Consider the following 19,054-nt stretch of genomic DNA (forward strand, 5'->3'; position numbering starts at 1 on the left):
TCCTGGCTCGGGCTGATGACCGCACCCGCGCCCCGCAGCGCTTACATCCATATCCCGTTTTGCCATCGGCGCTGCTTCTACTGCGATTTCGCGGTGGTGCCGCTGGGAGACAAGGCGGATGCCCAAGGTGGGCCTGGGAGTCGCTCAATCGAGACCTATCTCGGCCAGCTGCTGCAGGAAATCGAGTGTTCTCCAATGGGGCCGCCTTTGGCCACCGTCTACATCGGAGGAGGCACACCCTCGCTGCTGACCCCTGAACAGGTGGGGCGTGTGCTCAATGCCCTGAGGGCTCGTTTCGGCTTGCAGAGCGGATCTGAGATCACCCTGGAAATGGACCCCGCCAGCTTTGAGCGGATGGATCTCGAGGCTTTGCTGCTCTCCGGTGTGAATCGGGTGAGTTTGGGTGGTCAGAGTTTTGACGACCAGGTTTTGGAAGCCCTCGGTCGCCGTCATCGCCGCTCGGATCTCCTGGAAGCCTGTGAATGGCTCCATGGAGCCGTTGAAAATGGTGCCCTGCGGAGCTGGAGCCTTGATCTGATTCGCAATTTGCCTGATCAGAGCGACGACGCCTGGGCCGTTCAGCTGGAGCGTGCAGTTGCGATGGGTGCTCCCCATCTCTCCATTTATGACCTCAGCGTCGAACCTGGCACGGTGTTCTCAAAGCTGGAGCAACGCGGTGAGCTGGAGTTGCCCAATGAGGACGGCGCTGCCGATCGGATTGCCGCCACCAGTGATCGCCTGGCTAGGGCTGGCTACTGCCGCTACGAAATCTCCAATTTCTCCAGGCCAGGCCATGCCTCTAGGCATAACCGTGTGTACTGGAGCGGAGCCGGTTGGTGGGCTTTTGGTTTGGGCGCCACCAGTGCTCCCTGGGGTGAGCGCTTCGCGAGGCCGCGCACCCGTGAGGCCTATGGACAATGGCTCGACCAGCAGCAGAGGGACGGTCCGCATTCGTCTTTGCTGAAGGGGTTGGCCCTGCCGATGAGCCTGGAGGACCGTCTGCTCGTGGGGCTCAGGCGACATGAAGGCGTTGACCTGCTGGAACAAGCCCTGAGTTGCGGCTGGTCATTGCAAGCTTGCAGCCGCTGGCTGCCTCGACTGGAGGATCGCTGGGCAGGATTTCTCACAACAGATCTGCTTCGCAGGCGCGGCGCTCGCTGGCAGCTCACCGATCCTCTGGGGATGGCTGTCAGCAATGCGGTTTTGGTGGAGCTGGTGGAGTGGTGGGAGGAGCTGAGTGCTGACGCTGATCCTCCAACCAGCTGCTCAAAGCCTTGACCCCAAGGCCTCGACCATCCATCCGAGCTTGGCTGAAAGGTGGTTGTGAGCGGGTGAGCCCAAGCAGGTCGGCGGTCACGCTCACCTGCCCATCACAGTCATCCCCTGCTCCGATGCCGATCACCGGGATGGCCAGACGCCGCCTCGCCTGGCTTGCGAGTTCGGAGGGAACGTGCTCGAGCACCATCGCAAAACACCCCACCGACTCCAGTTCCGAAGCTTGCTGTAAGAGGCGTTCCTGGCTGCGTGGATCCCTGGCCTGACGGCGGTAGCCAAGGCTGTGGACCGCTTGAGGCAACAACCCCAGGTGCCCCATGACAGGGATTCCCGTGCGAACTAAGCGTTCAATGACCGCCAACACCTCGGGTTCGGCGCCCTCAAGCTTCACTCCCGCTGCATCGGATTGTTTGATCAGGCTTCCTGCTGCGGCCACCGCGCGATCCAAGCCGCACTGGTAGCTAAGGAAGGGAAGGTCGGTGATCACCAGCGGTTGTTGGGCCAACGGCTTGCTCAAACCGCGGCAGACCGCCTGTGTGTGCAGCAGCATCTGCTCCAGCGTGACGGGAAGGGTTGTGCTGTGACCGAGGCTGACCATGGCGAGTGAATCCCCCACCAGCACCACATCAGCGCCGGCGTCCTCCACGAGGGAGGCGCTCAGAGCATCCCAGGCGGTGAGCATGGTGATCGGTTGGCCGGTCTGCTTGAACCGGATCAGGTCAGAGGCGCGCAACCGCTTTCTCGAATCAGCGGACTTCCATTGCTAACATCACAGGTGACTCGGACCTATGCGGTTCAGACGCCCAAACTTGGTCAGAACCGGAAGGCAGCAGCCACACGGGATGCTCTGAACAGGCGTGGACTCCGGGTCACCACATTGCAATAGCCGACTCCGAACAACCAGAGTCGGGCAACATTCAGTGCAATGCACTCTGAGTCAGTTGTTCTGGCCGCCATCCTGGCGTTGCTGACGCTGTCTCAGGAATTCAGGTATGCGAGCACCTGAATCCTGAGATTCAGCGGGACTGAAAGCAGACGTGGCAGCGCGCGGAACACTTCTCTCAGAGCGATAGGGCTGACCATTCTCAAACCCTGTGGCGATGACAGTCACGTGAATCTCTCCTTCGAGACGTTCATCCACCACGGCTCCGACAATGATGTTGGCTTCGGGATCCACCACGTCGTAAATGACTTCGGAGGCGCTCGTCATGTCCTCGAGGGTCATATCGCGGCCACCGCTGATGTTGATCACACAACCCTTGGAACCATCGATGCGGGCAGCTTCAAGCAGAGGGCTGTTGATCGCGGTCTGGGCGGCTTCGATCGCACGCGATCGGCCAGATCCGACGCCAATGCCAAGCAGGGCAGTGCCGGCTTCCGTCATCACCGAGCGCACATCAGCGAAGTCAACATTCACCAGGCCTGGACAGGTGATGATGTCGGTGATGCCCTTCACACCCATGCGCAGAACATCATCTGCGCTGCGGAAGGCTTCCTGAAGAGGGGCACTGCCAATCGCATCGCGTAGACGGTCGTTGGGAATCACAATCAGCGTGTCCACATGCTCGGCCAGCCGGGCGATGCCCTCATCGGCCTGGCGCATGCGACGACGGCCCTCAAAGCCGAAGGGCTTGGTGACGATGCCAACCGTGAGGGCGCCACTTTCCTTGGCAACTTCAGCGACCACGGGTGCCGCACCGGTTCCCGTGCCACCACCCATGCCGGCTGCAATGAAGACAAGATCAGCACCTTGAAGTGCCTGCTGCAGGTCAGCGCGGGATTCTTCAGCTGCTTTCTGACCAATACTGGGGTTACCGCCAGCTCCGAGGCCACGTGTCAGCGTCTGTCCGAGCTGAACGCGATGTTCTGACGATGATTGGAGCAGGGCCTGTGCATCGGTGTTCAGAACTCTGTAAGCAACCCCTTCGAGGTCGCTTTGAATCATGCGGTTCACGGCGTTGCTGCCACCGCCACCAACGCCGATGACTTCAATTCGGGCGGATTGAGAGGGAAGGATTCCTGCTGAATCAGGAGAAGGGGACATCTGACCGCTCACCATCTCCATCGCCGTCGTCGAACCATTGAGGTGCGTGTGCATTATGTCCCTGCGAGCCACGATCGCCGAATTCAAATAACACTCGTTGTGGTTTCAGCACGCTGCAACCTCTGGTCAGGGTTTGCTCGTTTTCTGTTTCGGATCCGCTTTCAACTGCAATTCGGGTTTGGAAGGGTCTGAAAGATCGATGCCGCTGCTGGCTTTGCCTCGCAGGGTTTCGGGAAGACTTTTTGACAGCAGGGCGATGGTGCTGAGCTGTTGATCCAGCAGACGTTCATTGGAGCCCAGTCGCACCAGACCCAGCGTTTGCGTGCGCAGGCTGAGGTCACCATCTGGGGCGATATGGATCACCGTCAACGGACTGCCCAGCTGATCTCGTTTGTCCAGCACCGTCGCAATCATCGAACGCCGGCTGGGAATCCACCCCTCCACTCGCACCGCACTGGCGGGGGCTTCCCCTTGGCGCGCAACCGTGAGTGGCATCCAATGACCTTCACCGTCGACCATGCCCTGTTCCTTGCCGCGGGCCCCCATGCGGCTGGCCGCCGCGATTGGACGACGATCCTTGAGCTCGATCTCCAGTCCGGGTGGGACAAGACGGCGCTGCACCGACACGGACTGCACCGGGAGTTCGGCCAGCAATCTGCGCTCGAGACGTCCTGGTTCCAAGGTGATTAAGGGCCTTGGGAAGCGCAGTCCGGCCGCTTTGACCACCGCATCACTGCCGAGGCGATCGCTGCCTCGGACTGTGAGCTGCTGCTGCGAGCGCAAGCTCCAGCCGGTGCTCAGCAGAACCCAGATCAGTCCGCTTGAGACTCCGCCAAACAGAAAGATGCGCCAGCTCTGAATCAACTGCTCCTGGCGTTTTTCCTGGCGCAGCCTGCGCCGGCGTTCTACACCTGGAGGAAGGGGAGCGCTGCTGTTGCTGCTGTCCTGTTTGTTGGCTTTGGAGCGCGCCATCACAGGTCGCAACGAGCCTTCGCCATCAACTGATTCATCCAGCGGCGGGCCCGTTCCGCATCCGAGAAGGGCACGTCCATCTGTTGGCCTTCACCGATCAGCCTCAGGCGGCAGCGACCCTGAGACTCATGGGCCAGCGGTGCATCACCAGAGGAGAGCGACATCAACTCCACCAATTCCAGTGTCTTGATTACAAAGCGACCTTCATCCTTGAAGCTGCCTGCATGGAAACTGCTCCAGCACAGCTCACCGTTCTTCAGCCGTGCTGCGCCGCAGCCATCGAGTTTGGCCAGCTCGGATGATTCGCTCCAGACGCGAAATAGATTCTGGCGTCGTCGCTCCAGCCAGCCCAAGGACGCCAGCAGCACAAACACCAGCAGCAGCGGGAACCAGAGCAAACCGTGCATCATCGCGGCAGCAGCAGAGGCAGAGGGCTCATTCTTGCGCTGTAGCCACCAGCTCCGCCACTAGCTGTGGCAAAGGAATACCGGAGGCTTCCCAGAGAGTGGGATACATGCTCTGAGAGGTGAAGCCCGGCAGTGTGTTGATCTCATTTAGCCAGATCTGCCCATTCGCTTCGTCGTAGAAGACGTCCACACGAGCCTGTCCATAGGCGTGAACGGCCCGGCAGGCAGCAACGGCCATGGCCTGAATCCGCTGGCTGACGGCATCGGGTAGGGGTGCCGGGATCAGCGTTTGACTGCGTCCTTCGGTGTATTTGGTCTCGTAGTCGTACCAATCGGCGTCGAACCGCACTTCACCCACAACGGAAGCCTTCAGATGCGCACGCCCCAGGACGGCACATTCCAGCTCCCGAGCCGTGACGCCCTGTTCCACCACCAAACGTGGATCGAGTTTCGCTGCCAGTCGCAGGCCTGCTAGGAGTTCATCGCGATTGCGCACCTTGCTGATGCCCACGGATGAGCCGAGGTTGGCGGGCTTCACGAAGCAGGGATAGCCGAGCTCCTTCTCCAGCCTGATCAGCAGGCGTTCCAGCTGCTCTGGATTGTTGAGGTCAGCCGCGTTGACTCCGATGTGAGGAACCTGGCAGAGGCCGGCGTCTGCAAAGGCTGCTTTCATAGCCAGCTTGTCCATGCCCACGGCGGATCCCAGTACGCCTGAACCCACGAAGGGTTGTTGCATCAGCGTGAACAGACCTTGAACCGTGCCGTCTTCTCCGTTGGGTCCGTGCAAAACCGGATACCAGACATCGATTTGATCGGGATCCACCGGCAACTGGCGCAGTCCACATGCTGGCAGTGGCTGAGGCAGCTGGTCATCGGTCAGTGCTGCTCCTCTCTCCAGCACGCGTTTGGCGATGGTGTCCGGCCACCAGCGCCCCTCACGGTCGATGTAGAGGGGGGTCACCTGGAACCTCTCCCGATTGCTGGGGTCGGCCAGGGCTTTGATCACCGTTGAGGCGGACCGGATTGAAACGTCGTGTTCCCCGGAAGCACCTCCGAACACCACGCCAACGCGGAGAGGAGAAGTCGGCATGGGGGGAAGTATCTGTAAGAAGGTCTGCGCCGCAAACGTATCAGCCGTGCACGGGAGTGCCACTGAGAGAGAACGAACGCACCGCATTGATCCGAACCTGAACCAGGTCGCCCGGCTGATAGTTCCTGCCATCGGCGCCCACTGCAGTGAAAAACGTCAGGCGGTTCGTGCGCGTTCGTCCCATCAGCTGCGTGGGGTCCTTGGGATTGATGCCCTCTGCAAGCACCTCTTCGACCTGGCCGGCGTAGCGAGCATTGCGCTCCTTGGCGCAGCGCTCCACCAGAGCATTGATCTCCTGAAGACGTGCCACTTTCACGTCCTCGGGGAGCTGGTTCTCCCAGTTCGCAGCTGGGGTGTTGGGCCGTGGTGAATAGGCGGCCGTGTTCACCAGGTCAAAGCAGATCTCCTCGATCAGCTGCAGGGTTCGTCTGAACTGGGCGTCGGTTTCGCCGGGGAACGCAACTATCACATCGGCGCTGAGAGAGGCCTCAGGCATGCGCTTACGGATGTGGTCGATGATCTTGCGGTAACGCTCGATGGTGTATCCGCGCGCCATGGCCTGCAGCACGTCGTTGTCTCCGCTCTGGAAGGGGATATGGAAGTGTTCGCAGAGCTTGGGCAGATCGGCGCAGGCATCAATCAAACGCCTGGTGAAGTAACGGGGATGGCTGGTGGCGAAACGGATCCGTTCAATTCCCTCAACGTCATGAACGTGATAAAGCAGGTCGGTGAGTGTGTTCTTGCGCCGTCCTTCGGCAGTAATGCCAGGGAGATCGCGGCCATAAGCATCAATGTTTTGGCCCAGCAGGGTGATTTCCCGGTACCCCTGCGCGGCTAGACCTTCCATTTCCAGCCTGATCGCATTCGGTAGGCGCGACTGTTCCTTGCCACGCACGGAGGGCACAACGCAGTAGGTGCAGCGTTCGTTGCAGCCATAGATCACGTTGACCCAGCCGCAGATGCTGCTGTCGCGGCGCGCGGTGGTGATGTCTTCAAGAATGTGGTGCTCTTCAGTCGCCACCACCTGCTGACCGCTGTCAACTTGCTGCAACAGGGTTTCCAGCCTATTGGCGTGTTGAGGGCCCATCACCAGATCCAGTTCGGGCACGCGCCGCAGCAGTGATTCACCTTCCTGTTGGGCAACGCAGCCCGCGACCACAAGTTTGAGATGGGGGTTGATGCGTTTCCGGCGTGCTTGGCGCCCGAGGTAGCTGTAGACCTTTTGCTCCGCGTTGTCGCGGATTGTGCAGGTGTTGTAGAGCACCAGATCGGCATCGAGCTCGGCCGTGGCCTCCCGATACCCCATCGACTCCAGGATGCCGGCCATTCTCTCGGAATCAGCCTTGTTCATCTGGCAGCCGAAGGTGGTGATCCAGTAACTGCCCCGCTCCAGGACTGGCACTTGAGCGGTTGAGGGAGAGGCGGTAACGGTCAAGGCGGAGGGCCGTCCGATGGACCGCCGACGAGGGAACCTTCCTTCAGTGTGGTTCACAAACGTCCTGTGTCACTTTGAAGTTCAGTGGGCACGTTGCATGGGCTGGTCTCTGTGTCGGTTTCCGCTCACCAAGGCGGTTCCTCTGGCGATTAGCCGAGGCACCACATCAGCAGTGGAACGGCTTGAACTGTGCCTTAGCCATGACGGGATCACCGGTCGGGGTGAAACCGGTGGTTTAGACACCGGTCACCGCTCCTATGGATTGGACGGCATCGAGGCTGAACTCCAGGGTGCGCTGCCCGCTCTCAAAAGGCTTGATCCTGTCGATCGCAGTGTTGTAGATCCGCTGCTGAGCAGCCTCTCCCCACCTGCGCGTTGTGCTGTGGATCTGGTGCTCTTGGATTGGTGGGGTCAATACTTGCAGCAACCGATCTGGCGATTGTTCGGCCTGGATGGACGCTGCGCTGTGGCCACCAGCGTCACCCTGGGCCTGGCTTCGGTGGAGGGTGTGCAGCAGCGGCTCCATCGCTGGTGGACGCAACTGCCCGCCACCCGTATCAAGCTCAAGCTGGGCAGTCCTGACGGCCTCGACCATGACAAGGCACTGCTGCGAGCGGTGGCGTCGATGCTTCAAACCCGCCGAGAGCAGACCGGCGAGGCCCATGAGCTTCAGGTCGATGCCAATGGTGGTTGGACCGTGCAGCAAGCCAGGGAGATGCAAGCAGAGCTCGTGGCTGCTGATGTAGTTCTGCTGGAGCAGCCTGTCGCTGCAAGCCTTGATCCTCAGGAGGATTTGCAGGGTTTTGCGGCGTTGCGAGAGCACTGCAGCATGCCGCTTGTTGCCGACGAAAGCTGCTGGGATCTGAAGGATCTGCTGCGCTTGGCCCCTCATGTGGATGGGGTCAATCTCAAATTGCTCAAAACCGGTGGATTAACGGAGGCCTTGTTGATAGCCAGAGTCGCTGAGAGATTGAACCTGGATCTGATGGTGGGCTGTTATTCAGACAGCACACTGCTCAATGGAGCGGCATGCCAGCTGTTGCCATTGATCCGCTGGCCAGACCTCGACAGTCATCTGAATCTTGTGGACGATCCTTATCTCGGGCTTCCGCTTGACCAAGACAAACTATCTCCCCCGATTTCTGCTGGGTTGGGAATCAGCAGCACAGCGATGGGTTCAGGCTGATTGGCTGGCCTCTTGTTCTGCCAGCTCACGTAAGTAACGACGTCTCTGGGGCGACTCGTAGCCAGTGATTTGATAGGCCTTGGCAGGTTTGCCAGACCTTCTCCACTCCCGAAGGGGAGCGATCTCTCTTCGATTCATTTGAGTTCGACTTATCGGTTCTCGCGCAGTGGACCCTTCTGGGCTCTTCGGCGTTTAAACATTATTGCATGGTTTTCAAAATCATGCATCGAAGACTGTTCTGCGCAGCCTGATGGACCGCCGATTTAGCTAGAGCTTTTCTGGAAATTGTGGAGCATTTTTTAGCTCAACGTCGGCCCACAATCAGCTGTTCTGTCTCTTTGATCTGCATGCGCAGTGCCATGAAGGTTGGTCCATGCATGCTGTTCCTGTGATCGTCTGCAGCATCGTCGCTTCGCTTTTCAGTCGAGGTTCAATTACCGTAATCTCAAATGGATCGCCACGATTAAATCGTGTACTTCCGAAAGCACTGGCTGATTCACTCGTGAAGTGTGCTTCAGGCTTCAAAAAGCTGTTCAGAAGCCAGCGAAATGCAGCAGTGTCTCCAATGTGGCCAGGCCTAGCAGGAATGTGGCGCCGAAAAAACTTGCCTCTTTCAGTCCTTTGGACATGAGTCGTGCCCCCGGAAAAACGCAGCCTTCTGAAGAGAACATTAATCAGCACTGCTGCTCGAGATTGAGCAAAACACAAAAATATTTTTTGCTTATCAATGACAATCAAGTTTCTACAGTGTTCTGTGTCATTGGTCTCCAATGGCCTGCTTTTGCGGCTGCCAGCGACACAAAAAATCGTGACTTTTCATTGAGTTGATGATTTTTTGTTGCGTGGTCGCGTTGTGCGTCATGTCAGTGATCGGTGTTCCTTGCCGTTGATTCACGCTTCAGGGTCGGTCCTCGCTTGTTGGGCGCGCATGCTGGTGGGCGTTGCTAGATCCATGGTCACTGCTGTGGCCGCGATCGCTTGAGTTTTGAATCCATCACTCAGTGCCCTTCAGGCTTTGCTGCCATGCCTCTGGTGCTGATGCAGCACGGGGGGTTGGCGTCGCTCACTGGCAAGACCGGATTGGCGATGCTGCGCCATCGACCTGGTCCGATCGTGGCTGTGATTGATCCTGAGCATGCTGGAGAGAGGCTGGACCTTGTCACAGGCATTGCTAGGCCAGTGCCTGTGGTGCGCGATCTGGCGGAAGCGCTCCCCTACGGACCAACGGTTGCTGTTGTCGGTCTGGCGCCATCAGGAGGGGGTTTGCCCGACGCCATGCGGACCGATGTGTTGGCGGCACTCGATGCTGGTCTGTCTATCGCCAGTGGTCTGCACAGCTATCTGAACGATGACCAGGAGCTGCAAACAGCGTTGCAACCCGGTCGCTGGATCTGGGACCTGCGCCGTGAGCCCGCCGGACTCGGCGTGGGCAAAGCTCGCGCTGCGACGCTCCCCTGCCAGCGCATTTTAGCCGTGGGAACGGATATGGCTGTCGGCAAGATGAGCGCCTGTTTGGCTGTGCACGAGGCCGCCACTCGGGCAGGAGTTCCCTCCGCTTTCGTGGGGACCGGTCAGGCAGGGATCCTGATCAGTGGCCAGGGGGTCCCTCTGGATGCGGTTCGGGTTGATTTCGCTGCCGGTGCTGTGGAAGCCGCTGTGCTGTCAGCGGCGAAAATTCTGCCGCCCAAGGGTCTGCTGCTCGTGGAGGGTCAGGGATCGCTCTGCCATCCCGGTTCCACGGCCACCCTGCCCTTGCTGAGGGGAAGTCAGCCAACGGCGCTGATGATGGTCCATCGCGCTCAGCAGTCCACGATTGATCGGCTGCCGGACATCCCACTGCCTTCTCTGGAGGAGCTGGTGGCGATCTGTGAATCGCTGGCAGCCATCGCTCGCCCTATCGGCAGCCCTGCCGCTCCCAGGGTGCGGGCACTGGCACTGAACACAGCCCGGCTGGATGATCAGCAGGCGTTGAAGGTTGTCGAGCAGGTGGGCGAACGTCTCGGGATTGTTTGCAGGGATCCCATCCGGCATGGAGCCGATGATCTGCTTCAGGCATTGATGAGCCCTGAAACAGAACACCTGGTCAAAGGTTGAAAGGGCGAGCGAGGGGATTCGAACCCCCGAATAGCGGCGCCACAAGCCGCTGCCTTAACCACTTGGCGACGCCCGCCGCGTCAGTAAGAATCTATCAATTCGCCCTGCAGTGACACCCCCCATGTCTTCGCCTCGTTGGCGCTGGCCTTCAGTAACGGTGGCTGCAGCTTTGCTGGTGGTGGCAGGAAGCTGTGCTGCTCTGTTCGTGACCAATCCCACCAGGGACGATTACCAGGACTTTGCCGGGGAAACATTGGTGAATCTGGCCACCAAGGAGGTCTGTGAGCGTCAGACCTTGCCGATGGTGCTGCAGCTTTGGATCAGTGATTGTCCGCGCTTAATCGCCGATCAAGAGCCGGCGCTGGCCTTGCTGGCCGACCAGTTCACCCGTCGCTGGAACCTCGGGCTGGCCAGTGTGTATGTCACGACTGTGGGTGGTCAGAACCTCTTGCCCGCCTTGCGATTGCCGCGCTACTCAGTGACCAGCCTTGGACTTGCAGGCCAGTTTTGGGTGCTCAACGCTCATTCGGATGCCGGCAAGCTCGAATGAGCACAGCAGGGGTTTCGTTGGCATCCGGTGAGTTGAGAGCACGGTGTCCGCGCTCTTTACTCGATCTGGGCTCTGATCCGTCGCCAACGGCTGATGTGGATGGGTTGATTCCCGTGGTCCTGTCCTGGTCTGGCAGCAGGATCCAGTCGGTGAAAGCCACATCGGAGGCCACGGGTCTGTTGCTACCCCGATTGGTAGAACCCCATGCCCATCTGGATAAGGCATTCTCCTGGAACGAGTATCCCAATCCAGCTGGGACTTATTCAGGCGCCTTGGCGGCCAACTTCAGGGAACACGAGACCCGCTCGGCCGAGCGGGTTCAGCAGCGTGCGGAACGTGCTTTGCAACTGGCTTGGGACCATGGCCTGAGGGCCGTGCGCAGTCACATCGACAGCCTCGGGCCTGGTGCGAACTGCAGCTGGGAGGTGTTGTCGGCTATGCGAGCTCGGTGGCGTGAGCGCATCGAGCTGCAACTTGTTGCGCTGGTGCCGGTGGAGCACTGGTCGACGCCCGAGGGTGAACACTTGGCGGCTGAGGTGGCCCAGGCCCAGGGCGTGATCGGCGGTGTTCTTGCTCCTCCATGTCGAGGTCGAGCGACGCGCCGGGCCCTGCGCCGACTGCTGGAGCTTGCCGATCAACATGGCTGCCCTGTGGATCTGCATATCGATGAAGCGGCCTCCCATCCGGCGGCTGGGGTGCGACAGCTGCTGCGTGTGCTTGAGAGCATGAGCCTGTCTGTTCCTGTCACTTGCAGCCATGCCAGCAGCCTGTCGCTGCTGTCAGCCGGTTCATTGCAGCGGTTAGCTACCCGTATGGCCCGTCAGAACCTGCAGGTGGTGGCGTTGCCGCTCACCAATGGCTGGTTGCTGGGTCATCGAGACAATGAGACGCCTTTGCGCCGGCCGTTGGCACCGATTCGGCAGCTGCAGCGCGCAGGTGTTTCCGTCGCCGTGGGTGGTGACAACGTTCAAGATCCCTGGTTCCCAGGAGGGCGGCTCGATCCTCTGGCCCTGATCGCCATGTGTCTCCCCCTGGCCCAACTCGCCCCCTGGGATGACCATGGGATGAAGCCGTTCGGCACCGATGCGGCTCGGCTGATGGGCCTTGCCTGGGACGGGTGCCTGCGGGCCGGAGCACCGGCGGATCTGATTCATCTGCCCGAGGCTGGCTGGCCTGAGTTGCTGGCGATGGCTTGTCCACGCCGGGTTCTTGCCGGTGGACATTGGGTGCAGGATTGGTCGTAACGCCTTTCAGACCGACCAATGCTTCCTGATGCCCTGCGAACTGAGCTGGCAGCAGTCCCTGGCCTCAGGTTGTTATCGCAGCCGGAGGAACTGGAACGGTTGTCTCGTGATGCCTACGACTACTCGCCGGTGCTGTCGCAGCGGTTGGCTCACTGCCGAGCAGAGCTTGTAGTGAGGCCGGACAGCGTGGAGGCGGTTGTTCGCGTGGCCGCAGCCTGCCGGCGTCATGCCGTGCCTCTGACCCTGCGTGGATCAGGCACGGGCAATTACGGCCAGTCCGTGCCGTTGGAATCTGGGGTGGTGATGGTGATGACCCAGCTGAGGGCCGTGCGCTCCATTGATCAGGTCAGCGGCGTTGCCGAGGTTGAGTGCGGATGCCTGCTGAAAGATCTCAATCGGGAGCTGGCCGGTTTTGGACGGCAGTTGCGTCTGATGCCAAGCACCTGGCGCAGCGCCACGATCGGTGGATTCATTGCCGGTGGTTCTGGTGGAATCGGCTCCGTGCGCTGGGGGTTTCTTCGCGATCCGGGGCACCTACTCGGACTGGAAGTGGTGACCATGGAGCAGGAGCCGCGGGTCCTTCAGCTCGAGGCCAGCGATGCCGAGGCGTTGAACCATGCCTACGGCACCAATGGCATCATCACGGCACTGCGGCTGGCCACGGCACTGCGTGTTGATTGGCAGGAAGTGGTTGTGGATTGTCCGGACTGGGCGACGGCAGTGGAGCTGGCAAGACGTTGCAGTTCAGCAGCGATTGACCTGCATCTCTGCACCGTTCTGGAGGCAGCAGTGGTTGAGTTGCTGCCGAAGTGGGATCTGCCTCAGCGCCTTTCTGATCGCTTATTGCTGCTGGTAGCTCCCGATGCGGTGAGCACGGTTCAGCGGCTGGCGGCAGATATGGGGGCTGTTCTGACCCATCTCGGGGCGGAGTCCGACCGCCAAGGCAATGGTCTGAGAGAGCTGAGCTGGAACCACACGACGCTGCATCTGCGCCAGCGCGATCCTGACTGGACCTACCTGCAGATGCTGCTGCCCCAACCGGAGATCGACTGTTTGAGCACACTCAAGCAGGCCTGGGGTGATGATCTGCTCTGGCATCTGGAGGCTGTCAGGCAGCAGGGCGTTCAGCGGCTCGCATCACTTCCACTGGTGCGCTGGCGCGGCGTTGAAGCACTGGAGCGATTGATGCAGGAGTGTCGAGATCTCGGCGCACTGATCTTCAATCCGCATGTGCTCACCGTGGAAGGTGGTGGCCTTGGTGTGGTGGATGGGGATCAGGTGGCCACCAAGCACCGTTACGACCCCGCCGGACTGCTCAATCCGGGAAAACTTGGCGGGTTCAGCAGTTGAGGCTGTCGCGGGTGGAGACACCAGTGCTGGAATTGACGCCTTCAGCAACTTGGCAGAGCCGGCGCTGATCATCCCGGTCCAGCAGCGCGTCGCTGAAGTCAGCTCCCTCCACATCGGCTCCTGCAAAACTGCTGCCGGCAGCGATCACACCGATCAGCAGAGCATCGCGCAGATCCGTTCGCGTGAAGTCGGCCCGGTCCATCAGCGAATCGCTGAGATCGGCTCCATGAAAATCAGCCTCTGCAAAAGCTCCCTGCGTGAAGATCGCCCCATGCAGGTTGGCGCCGCTGAAATCAGCTCCGCGTCCCACGGCGCCTGCGAAGGAGGTGTTGGTGAGTTGCTGGTCGTGAAAGTCAGCATCGCTCTGATTGGTGAGTGTGTAATCCACCCGGTCTTGAAACAGAGCCCTGTCCTGAAGTCCCACCCCAGCAGAGGTATCGAGGGCCAGAACAGTCAGCGGCGTCAGCCAGGTCATCACCAGGGTGAGTGCGGCAAGCAGCTTCAGCAGCGATTTCATGGTTCCAGCGAGTGGCTTGACGTTCACTCTGCCTCCAATGTGCCGTTTTCCATTAAGTGGCCTATCAGATAGAGAGATCCGGCGATCACCGGGGCGGATCCGGGCCAGCCCTGATCAAGCAGCTGATTGAGTGCCTCCAGAGCAGTCTCAGCTGACTTCAGTTGATGGGCCTGCAGCGGCAGCGCTGGCTTCAGTTGCTCCAATCTCCAGCTGCGATGCCCAGGCACCGGCACAATCCAGGCCTCATCAAGAGGGCCGAGCAGCTGTTGAAGCATCTCCGGTGCCTGTTTCTGCGCCTGGATCGCCAGGATCCAGATCTGCCGGCTGCCTGCGGATGACCAACTGCAACGTTCTCGTGCCAGCTGGATGGCGGCGGGTGGATTGTGGGCTCCGTCCACCCGCAGCCTCAAGCCCCTCCAGCGCATCCACTGCAAGCGCCCGGGCCAGCGTGCCGCTGCAAAGCCTTCACGAATGGCTCGGCTTGAGATCACCTCATTGCGTGTGCTCATCCACTGCAGTGCAGCTGCCGCAACAGCCCCATTGCGTTTCTGCAAGGCCCCTGAAAGACCCAGGTTCCAGCTTTCATCCAGTGCATCGACCCACTGCAGGGTGCCTTTGACCTCGTTGACTCGTTGCTCGAGCACCGCAGATACCTCGGGTTCTTGGCTTGCACTGATCACGTGGGCACCCTCACCAATGGCCGCGGCTTTCTCTGCTGCAATGGCATGAAGGCTGGGGCCCAGATGCTCGCGATGGTCCATGCCGATCGACGCTACAGCGATCAGAGGCCGCCAACTGTGGGCTGTGGTGGCATCCAGTCGGCCTCCCAGTCCTGCTTCCAGAACGAGCCAGTCGGGCCTCTGGGCTTCGAAGTGAATCAGCGCGCTGCAGATCAGTTGCTCGAATGGAGTGAGGCGGCATTGTTCGGTCAGTGGTTGCAACTGCTCGAGCGTCTGTCGCAAGGCCGTGATCGAGATCAACTGGTTGTTGATGCGGATGCGTTCACACCAACTCACCAGATGGGGCGATGTGGTGAGGCCTGAGCACAAACCGGCCGCCATCAAGCCGTAGTGGATTAGGCAGGCGATGGACCCCTTGCCGTTGGTGCCGACGACTTGAACGGCAGGAATCGACCGAGCCGGTTGATGTAGATGCTCCAGGGCGATGGTCATCCTGTCCAGCGACAGGTCCATGCCACGCACATCAAAGCGCGGCAGCAGATCACTCAGTTCATGGGGGGGATTTCCCTGTGGCGTCACTCAGCTCACACGGTTCAGGGCGCGTTCCAGGCGTGTGAGGAGGACCTGGATCTCTCGGGCATTGATCACCAGAGCGGGCACCATGCGCACCACCTGAGCACCGGCGGGCACCACCAGCAACTGTTCCTCGAGAGCTGCTTTCACCACGTCCGCCGCAGTGATCCCGCAGTCTTCCTTGAAGACCAGGCCCTGAAGCAGCCCCCAACCACGCGATCCCTCCAAATAATTGGGGAAATGGTCCACGAGCCTGTTGAGTCCCTCACGCAGCTGGGCGCCCCGCTCGCGCACATTGCGCAGCAGATTGCGCCTTTCGATTTCGCTGGCCACCGTCAGACAGGCCTGGCAAGCGAAAGGGTTACCGCCGAAGGTGCTGGCGTGGTCGCCCGGTTCAAACAGATCGGCGTTGTGGCGCACCATCAGCGCGCCGACGGCATGTCCGCCTCCTAGGCCTTTGGCCAGGGTGAGGGCATCGGGACGAACACCGAGCTGCTCATAACCCCAGAGCGTGCCGGTTCGGCCCATCCCCACCTGCACTTCATCGAAGATCAGCAGGATGTTGCGTTGATCGCAGTGCTCACGGATCGCCTGCATCACCTCGGGATCACCTGGATTTACGCCTCCTTCGCCCTGAAGAGGCTCGATCAGCACCGCGGCCACGCTTGGACCGTTCTGTTCCAGGCGCTCGAGCAGCTGTTCGAAATCCGCGAGATCGTTATATCGGAAGAATTCGAAGCCTTCCACCATGGGTTCAAAACCTTGGTGGTATCTGGGTTGTCCCGTGGCGCTGACCGCGGCTAGCGTGCGTCCATGAAAGCTGGCCGCAGCAGTGACGATCACCGGTCGTTCAATGCCTCGGCGCAGATGACCGTGTTTCCGGGCCAGTTTGATTGCCGCTTCGTTGGCCTCAGCCCCTGAATTGCAGAAAAAAACACTGTCTGCGCAGCTGTTATTCACCAGCCACTTGGCCAGCGCTTCCTGCTCTGGAATTCGGTAGAGATTGGAAACGTGCTGCAGCTTGCGCAGCTGCCCGGTGAGAGCCTTGCGCATCGCTCTGTTGCTGTGCCCCAGAGTGCAGGTGGCAATGCCGGCAACGGCATCGAGGTGGCGACGGCTTTTGTCATCCCAGACCCAACAACCTTTGCCGCGCTGGAGGGAGAGCGCGAAGCGGTTATAGGTGCCCATCACCGCATCGGAAGGGGGCACTGGCGCTGGCTCCACCATGGATCTTCAGGGTTGTTGCCCGGAGGACATCAATTACTCATTCTCTCGCAGAGTCCTGCCGCGTTACCAGTGATCAGATCAATCCTGTCGGAACCTTGAGGATCAATAGGAGCGGTCGGACTTGAACCGACAAACCCGAAGGCGGCGCATTTTGAGTGCGCTGCGTCTACCAATTCCGCCACGCTCCCACTTCTCAACTTTAGGCGATGCAGTTCAGAGCAGCGTCTTAGGAACAGTGACGTTCCAACTTCGCCCCGCTGGCCGTGAGTTTCGCTTCGATGCCGGCGTAGCCCCGGTCGAGGTGGTTCAGGCCACTCACTTGCGTTTTGCCCTTGGCCACCAGGCCTGCAAGCACCATGGCGGCTGATGCGCGCAGATCGGTTCCATTCACAGGAGCTCCACTGAGGGAGGGAACCCCTTCGATGATAGCGGCGTTGCCTTGAACACGGATGGCTGCACCCATGCGCTGCAGCTCCGCTACATGCTGCATGCGGTTCTCGTAGATCTTTTCAGTGATCACGCTGGTGCCTTGGGCTGTCGCCAGCAAGGCCATGAATGGTGCCTGCAGATCGGTTGGGAAACCTGGGAAAGGCTGGGTGGTGATGTCAATGCCTTTGATGGTGCCTGGGGTGATGACGATGCCATCGCCATCGAACTCCAGAACGCAACCACAGTCGCGCAATTTCTGAAGCACGGAGTTGAGGTGATCAGGAACAACTGGGGCGATGCGCAGCGTTGAGCGCGTGATTGCGGCAGCCAGCAGGAAGGTGCCTGCTTCGATCCTGTCGGGAATCACCGTGTAGTCGCAACCGTGCAGCCGCTCCACACCTTCAACGGTGATGGATGGACCGCCGGCTCCGCTGATGCGAGCTCCCATGGCATTCAGCAGGTTGGCGAGGTCTTGAACCTCAGGCTCCTGCGCTGCGTTCTCAATCACGCTGGTGCCTTTTGCCAGGCTTGCAGCCATAAGGATCGTTTCCGTGGCGCCGACGCTCGGGCAGTCGAGAACAATCGAGGCCCCTTTCAGACGTTTGCTATCGCCAGGAACCGTGGCCGAAACCACGCCATGTTCAACAGTCACCACGGCCCCAAGTGCTTTCAGTCCGCGGATGTGCTCCACTACAGGGCGTGCACCAATGCGACAGCCACCAGGTAGAGGAACCTTGGCGTGGCCCATGCGAGCGAGGATTGAACCGATTGCGAAGAAGCTGGCTCTAAGCCCGTTGACGAGTTCGTAGGGAGGTTCTGCGCTGGTGAGGTCGGAAGCCTGAAGATGGATGGTTTCACTGCTGCGCCGGACCTTCACTCCCATCGAAACAAGGATGCTCTCCATGCCATCGATGTCGGTCAGAGGAGGCACGTTGCTGAGGGTCAGCGTGTCTTCCGTCAGCAGGGCAGCTGTCATCAGCACCAGGGCGGAATTCTTGGCGCCGCTCACACGAAGCTCTCCTTGCAGTCTGTTGCCGCCTTGGATCTCAAGATGGGGCTTGAGAATGTCTTGAGACGCGGGCGCCGCGGCTGTCATCCCTGTTATTTCCTGCCGAATTCTTATCTTGACGGCTATGCCTGAGACCGTCTAGACGGCCGGCCCCCAAACTGTCTTGACGTTCGAAGCAACGGCTGAGTGCCGATGTCGTATGTTTCACGGGTCGCTTTGCGACACACGCCAGCGGATGTGGCGGAATTGGTAGACGCGCTAGTTTCAGGTACTAGTGGCAGCAATGTCGTGGGAGTTCAAGTCTCCCCATCCGCATTGATTGAATCGAACTCTCGATGAGACCTTCGTCGGGTCTTGAGTTCGGCCTCAATTTTGACAGCACCTTTTCTGTCACTGATTGATTATTAAGGATGTTTTTGAGTGATTTCAGTGTCGCTAGTTGGCTCTATGCATGAGGGCTGAATGGGACGCGTTGAATTACACCCCGTATCGTCTTCGGGCGAGCAAACGCAGCCTCGAAGGCGTTTGATCGCACTGCTTCAGGGAGGCCTCTGAACCTGAGACTCTGCACTTACGGGATCACCCGCAATTGACCCCTCTTCTCGGATTGAGCTCAGGTGCTGATTGAAGGCTCAGATCACTGCGCTGACAGCCGCACTGCGGCAAGAGTTCAACCTTCCCCATCCGAACTATCTTGTTCTCAGAAGGCTTCAACCACCGCCCATGATTGTTCTGAAGATCTCCAACTCATCAGAGGTTGTGGCGTCCAAAGTTGGCAAGTTTCTGGAAGCGCTGACTCCTGACAAGGTTGATCAGGCCGCTGTTGAAGACCAGGTCATCAAGAAGCTGGTGGAAAACCTCTCAGCTGAGGGGATTAAGGGTGAGATTGCCTCCGTCAACGGCGTTGATCTCGAGGGCAGCGAACTGAGTCTTCACGATGGGCTGAAGGTGCGGAAGCACGCCAGCTTTTGA

Annotated in this window: 18 protein-coding genes, 3 tRNA genes and 1 other RNA gene; 10 read left to right on the plus strand and 12 right to left on the minus strand. The window is 59.8% G+C overall.

The features are described 5' to 3' along the window. Window positions 1–15 precede the first annotated feature (15 nt). Window positions 16–1,278: a radical SAM family heme chaperone HemW gene (gene hemW, locus DXY37_RS02735; protein WP_115125252.1), complete on the plus strand. Its 1,263-nt coding sequence runs from the start codon at window positions 16–18 to the stop codon at window positions 1,276–1,278. Here the strand turns inward: hemW and panB are convergent. Continuing rightward, window positions 1,190–2,008 carry a 3-methyl-2-oxobutanoate hydroxymethyltransferase gene (panB, locus tag DXY37_RS02740; protein ID WP_115125253.1) on the minus strand — a complete coding sequence of 273 codons (819 nt, stop codon included), beginning with the start codon at window positions 2,006–2,008 and terminating at the stop codon, window positions 1,190–1,192. The genes hemW and panB overlap by 89 nt on opposite strands. 44 nt (window positions 2,009–2,052) lie before the next feature. Between panB and ffs the strand changes: the two genes are divergently transcribed. Continuing rightward, window positions 2,053–2,149: signal recognition particle sRNA small type (ffs, locus tag DXY37_RS02745), an RNA gene on the plus strand. Window positions 2,150–2,212: 63 nt separating this feature from the next. Here the strand turns inward: ffs and ftsZ are convergent. From ftsZ to miaB, 5 genes are all read right to left on the minus strand, one after another. Further along, a complete protein-coding gene (ftsZ, locus tag DXY37_RS02750; RefSeq protein ID WP_115125254.1) occupies window positions 2,213–3,373 on the minus strand; it encodes a cell division protein FtsZ in 1,161 nt (386 codons plus the stop codon). A 72-nt stretch (window positions 3,374–3,445) separates the two neighbouring features. Beyond that, complete coding sequence (locus DXY37_RS02755) at window positions 3,446–4,291, minus strand: cell division protein FtsQ/DivIB (RefSeq protein WP_115125255.1); 846 nt, start codon at window positions 4,289–4,291, stop codon at window positions 3,446–3,448. Further along, window positions 4,291–4,701: a hypothetical protein gene (locus tag DXY37_RS02760; RefSeq protein ID WP_115125256.1), complete on the minus strand. Its 411-nt coding sequence runs from the start codon at window positions 4,699–4,701 to the stop codon at window positions 4,291–4,293. The genes DXY37_RS02755 and DXY37_RS02760 overlap by 1 nt, the downstream gene beginning before the upstream one ends. Window positions 4,702–4,726: 25 nt before the next feature. After that, window positions 4,727–5,788 carry a D-alanine--D-alanine ligase family protein gene (locus DXY37_RS02765; protein WP_115125257.1) on the minus strand — a complete coding sequence of 354 codons (1,062 nt, stop codon included), beginning with the start codon at window positions 5,786–5,788 and terminating at the stop codon, window positions 4,727–4,729. Window positions 5,789–5,828: 40 nt separating this feature from the next. Then, entirely contained in the window at window positions 5,829–7,241 is a 1,413-nt protein-coding gene (gene miaB, locus DXY37_RS02770; RefSeq protein ID WP_371637815.1) for a tRNA (N6-isopentenyl adenosine(37)-C2)-methylthiotransferase MiaB, read from the minus strand. Window positions 7,242–7,320: 79 nt separating this feature from the next. Here miaB and DXY37_RS02775 point away from each other — a divergent pair, with 79 nt between their 5' ends. The 3 genes from DXY37_RS02775 to DXY37_RS02780 all read left to right on the plus strand — a co-directional run bounded on the left by DXY37_RS02775 (window position 7,321) and on the right by DXY37_RS02780 (window position 10,503). Continuing rightward, entirely contained in the window at window positions 7,321–8,409 is a 1,089-nt protein-coding gene (locus DXY37_RS02775) for a dipeptide epimerase (RefSeq protein WP_115125259.1), read from the plus strand. A 627-nt stretch (window positions 8,410–9,036) separates the two neighbouring features. Further along, window positions 9,037–9,237 carry a hypothetical protein gene (locus DXY37_RS13000; protein WP_136975535.1) on the plus strand — a complete coding sequence of 67 codons (201 nt, stop codon included), beginning with the start codon at window positions 9,037–9,039 and terminating at the stop codon, window positions 9,235–9,237. Window positions 9,238–9,432: 195 nt separating this feature from the next. Beyond that, a complete protein-coding gene (locus DXY37_RS02780) occupies window positions 9,433–10,503 on the plus strand; it encodes a DUF1611 domain-containing protein (protein ID WP_115125260.1) in 1,071 nt (356 codons plus the stop codon). 3 nt (window positions 10,504–10,506) lie between these two features. Here the strand turns inward: DXY37_RS02780 and DXY37_RS02785 are convergent. Further along, window positions 10,507–10,579: transfer RNA gene (locus DXY37_RS02785), tRNA-His, on the minus strand. Between the two features lie 45 nt (window positions 10,580–10,624). On the opposite strand from DXY37_RS02785, the gene DXY37_RS02790 reads away from it, so the two are divergent. The 3 genes from DXY37_RS02790 to DXY37_RS02800 are packed head-to-tail and all read left to right on the plus strand — an operon-like array spanning window position 10,625 to window position 13,647. After that, window positions 10,625–11,053, plus strand: a complete 429-nt coding sequence (locus DXY37_RS02790; RefSeq protein ID WP_115125261.1) for a DUF4359 domain-containing protein — start codon at window positions 10,625–10,627, stop codon at window positions 11,051–11,053. Further along, window positions 11,050–12,297, plus strand: coding sequence for an amidohydrolase family protein (locus DXY37_RS02795; protein WP_115125262.1), 1,248 nt, complete (start codon window positions 11,050–11,052; stop codon window positions 12,295–12,297). The genes DXY37_RS02790 and DXY37_RS02795 overlap by 4 nt, the downstream gene beginning before the upstream one ends. Before the next feature lie 18 nt (window positions 12,298–12,315). Further along, window positions 12,316–13,647 (plus strand): FAD-binding oxidoreductase, encoded by a 1,332-nt coding sequence (locus tag DXY37_RS02800; RefSeq protein ID WP_115125263.1) that lies wholly within the window; start codon window positions 12,316–12,318, stop codon window positions 13,645–13,647. Here the strand turns inward: DXY37_RS02800 and DXY37_RS02805 are convergent. The 5 genes from DXY37_RS02805 to murA form a co-directional block, all read right to left on the minus strand. Then, window positions 13,637–14,164 (minus strand): pentapeptide repeat-containing protein, encoded by a 528-nt coding sequence (locus DXY37_RS02805; RefSeq protein WP_115125376.1) that lies wholly within the window; start codon window positions 14,162–14,164, stop codon window positions 13,637–13,639. The genes DXY37_RS02800 and DXY37_RS02805 overlap by 11 nt on opposite strands. A gap of 23 nt (window positions 14,165–14,187) precedes the next feature. Continuing rightward, window positions 14,188–15,357, minus strand: coding sequence for a folylpolyglutamate synthase/dihydrofolate synthase family protein (locus DXY37_RS02810; RefSeq protein ID WP_115125377.1), 1,170 nt, complete (start codon window positions 15,355–15,357; stop codon window positions 14,188–14,190). A 66-nt stretch (window positions 15,358–15,423) separates the two neighbouring features. Then, window positions 15,424–16,644, minus strand: coding sequence for an aspartate aminotransferase family protein (locus DXY37_RS02815; protein WP_115125264.1), 1,221 nt, complete (start codon window positions 16,642–16,644; stop codon window positions 15,424–15,426). Window positions 16,645–16,750: 106 nt separating this feature from the next. Beyond that, a tRNA-Leu gene (locus tag DXY37_RS02820) sits at window positions 16,751–16,832 on the minus strand. A 38-nt stretch (window positions 16,833–16,870) separates the two neighbouring features. Continuing rightward, window positions 16,871–18,169 (minus strand): UDP-N-acetylglucosamine 1-carboxyvinyltransferase, encoded by a 1,299-nt coding sequence (murA, locus tag DXY37_RS02825; RefSeq protein ID WP_115125265.1) that lies wholly within the window; start codon window positions 18,167–18,169, stop codon window positions 16,871–16,873. A gap of 144 nt (window positions 18,170–18,313) precedes the next feature. Here murA and DXY37_RS02830 point away from each other — a divergent pair. Continuing rightward, window positions 18,314–18,397: transfer RNA gene (locus tag DXY37_RS02830), tRNA-Leu, on the plus strand. A 408-nt stretch (window positions 18,398–18,805) separates the two neighbouring features. Then, window positions 18,806–19,054 carry a hypothetical protein gene (locus DXY37_RS02835; protein ID WP_067094226.1) on the plus strand — a complete coding sequence of 83 codons (249 nt, stop codon included), beginning with the start codon at window positions 18,806–18,808 and terminating at the stop codon, window positions 19,052–19,054.

Source organism: Synechococcus sp. GEYO (assembly GCF_900473955.1).
Lineage (GTDB): Bacteria > Cyanobacteriota > Cyanobacteriia > PCC-6307 > Cyanobiaceae > Synechococcus_C.

Coding starts and splice junctions, on each gene's coding strand:
- DXY37_RS02755 (WP_115125255.1), bottom strand. CDS start 4,291: ATGGCGCGCTCCAAAGCCAACAAACAGGACAGCAGCAACAGCAGCGCT.
- DXY37_RS02805 (WP_115125376.1), bottom strand. CDS start 14,164: ATGAAATCGCTGCTGAAGCTGCTTGCCGCACTCACCCTGGTGATGACC.
- DXY37_RS13000 (WP_136975535.1), top strand. CDS start 9,037: ATGAGTCGTGCCCCCGGAAAAACGCAGCCTTCTGAAGAGAACATTAAT.
- DXY37_RS02815 (WP_115125264.1), bottom strand. CDS start 16,644: ATGGTGGAGCCAGCGCCAGTGCCCCCTTCCGATGCGGTGATGGGCACC.
- ftsZ (WP_115125254.1), bottom strand. CDS start 3,373: ATGCACACGCACCTCAATGGTTCGACGACGGCGATGGAGATGGTGAGC.
- hemW (WP_115125252.1), top strand. CDS start 16: ATGACCGCACCCGCGCCCCGCAGCGCTTACATCCATATCCCGTTTTGC.
- DXY37_RS02780 (WP_115125260.1), top strand. CDS start 9,433: ATGCCTCTGGTGCTGATGCAGCACGGGGGGTTGGCGTCGCTCACTGGC.
- DXY37_RS02835 (WP_067094226.1), top strand. CDS start 18,806: ATGATTGTTCTGAAGATCTCCAACTCATCAGAGGTTGTGGCGTCCAAA.
- DXY37_RS02760 (WP_115125256.1), bottom strand. CDS start 4,701: ATGATGCACGGTTTGCTCTGGTTCCCGCTGCTGCTGGTGTTTGTGCTG.
- DXY37_RS02795 (WP_115125262.1), top strand. CDS start 11,050: ATGAGCACAGCAGGGGTTTCGTTGGCATCCGGTGAGTTGAGAGCACGG.
- DXY37_RS02810 (WP_115125377.1), bottom strand. CDS start 15,357: ATGGACCTGTCGCTGGACAGGATGACCATCGCCCTGGAGCATCTACAT.
- DXY37_RS02800 (WP_115125263.1), top strand. CDS start 12,316: ATGCTTCCTGATGCCCTGCGAACTGAGCTGGCAGCAGTCCCTGGCCTC.
- DXY37_RS02790 (WP_115125261.1), top strand. CDS start 10,625: ATGTCTTCGCCTCGTTGGCGCTGGCCTTCAGTAACGGTGGCTGCAGCT.
- DXY37_RS02765 (WP_115125257.1), bottom strand. CDS start 5,788: ATGCCGACTTCTCCTCTCCGCGTTGGCGTGGTGTTCGGAGGTGCTTCC.
- DXY37_RS02775 (WP_115125259.1), top strand. CDS start 7,321: ATGGGCTGGTCTCTGTGTCGGTTTCCGCTCACCAAGGCGGTTCCTCTG.
- murA (WP_115125265.1), bottom strand. CDS start 18,169: ATGACAGCCGCGGCGCCCGCGTCTCAAGACATTCTCAAGCCCCATCTT.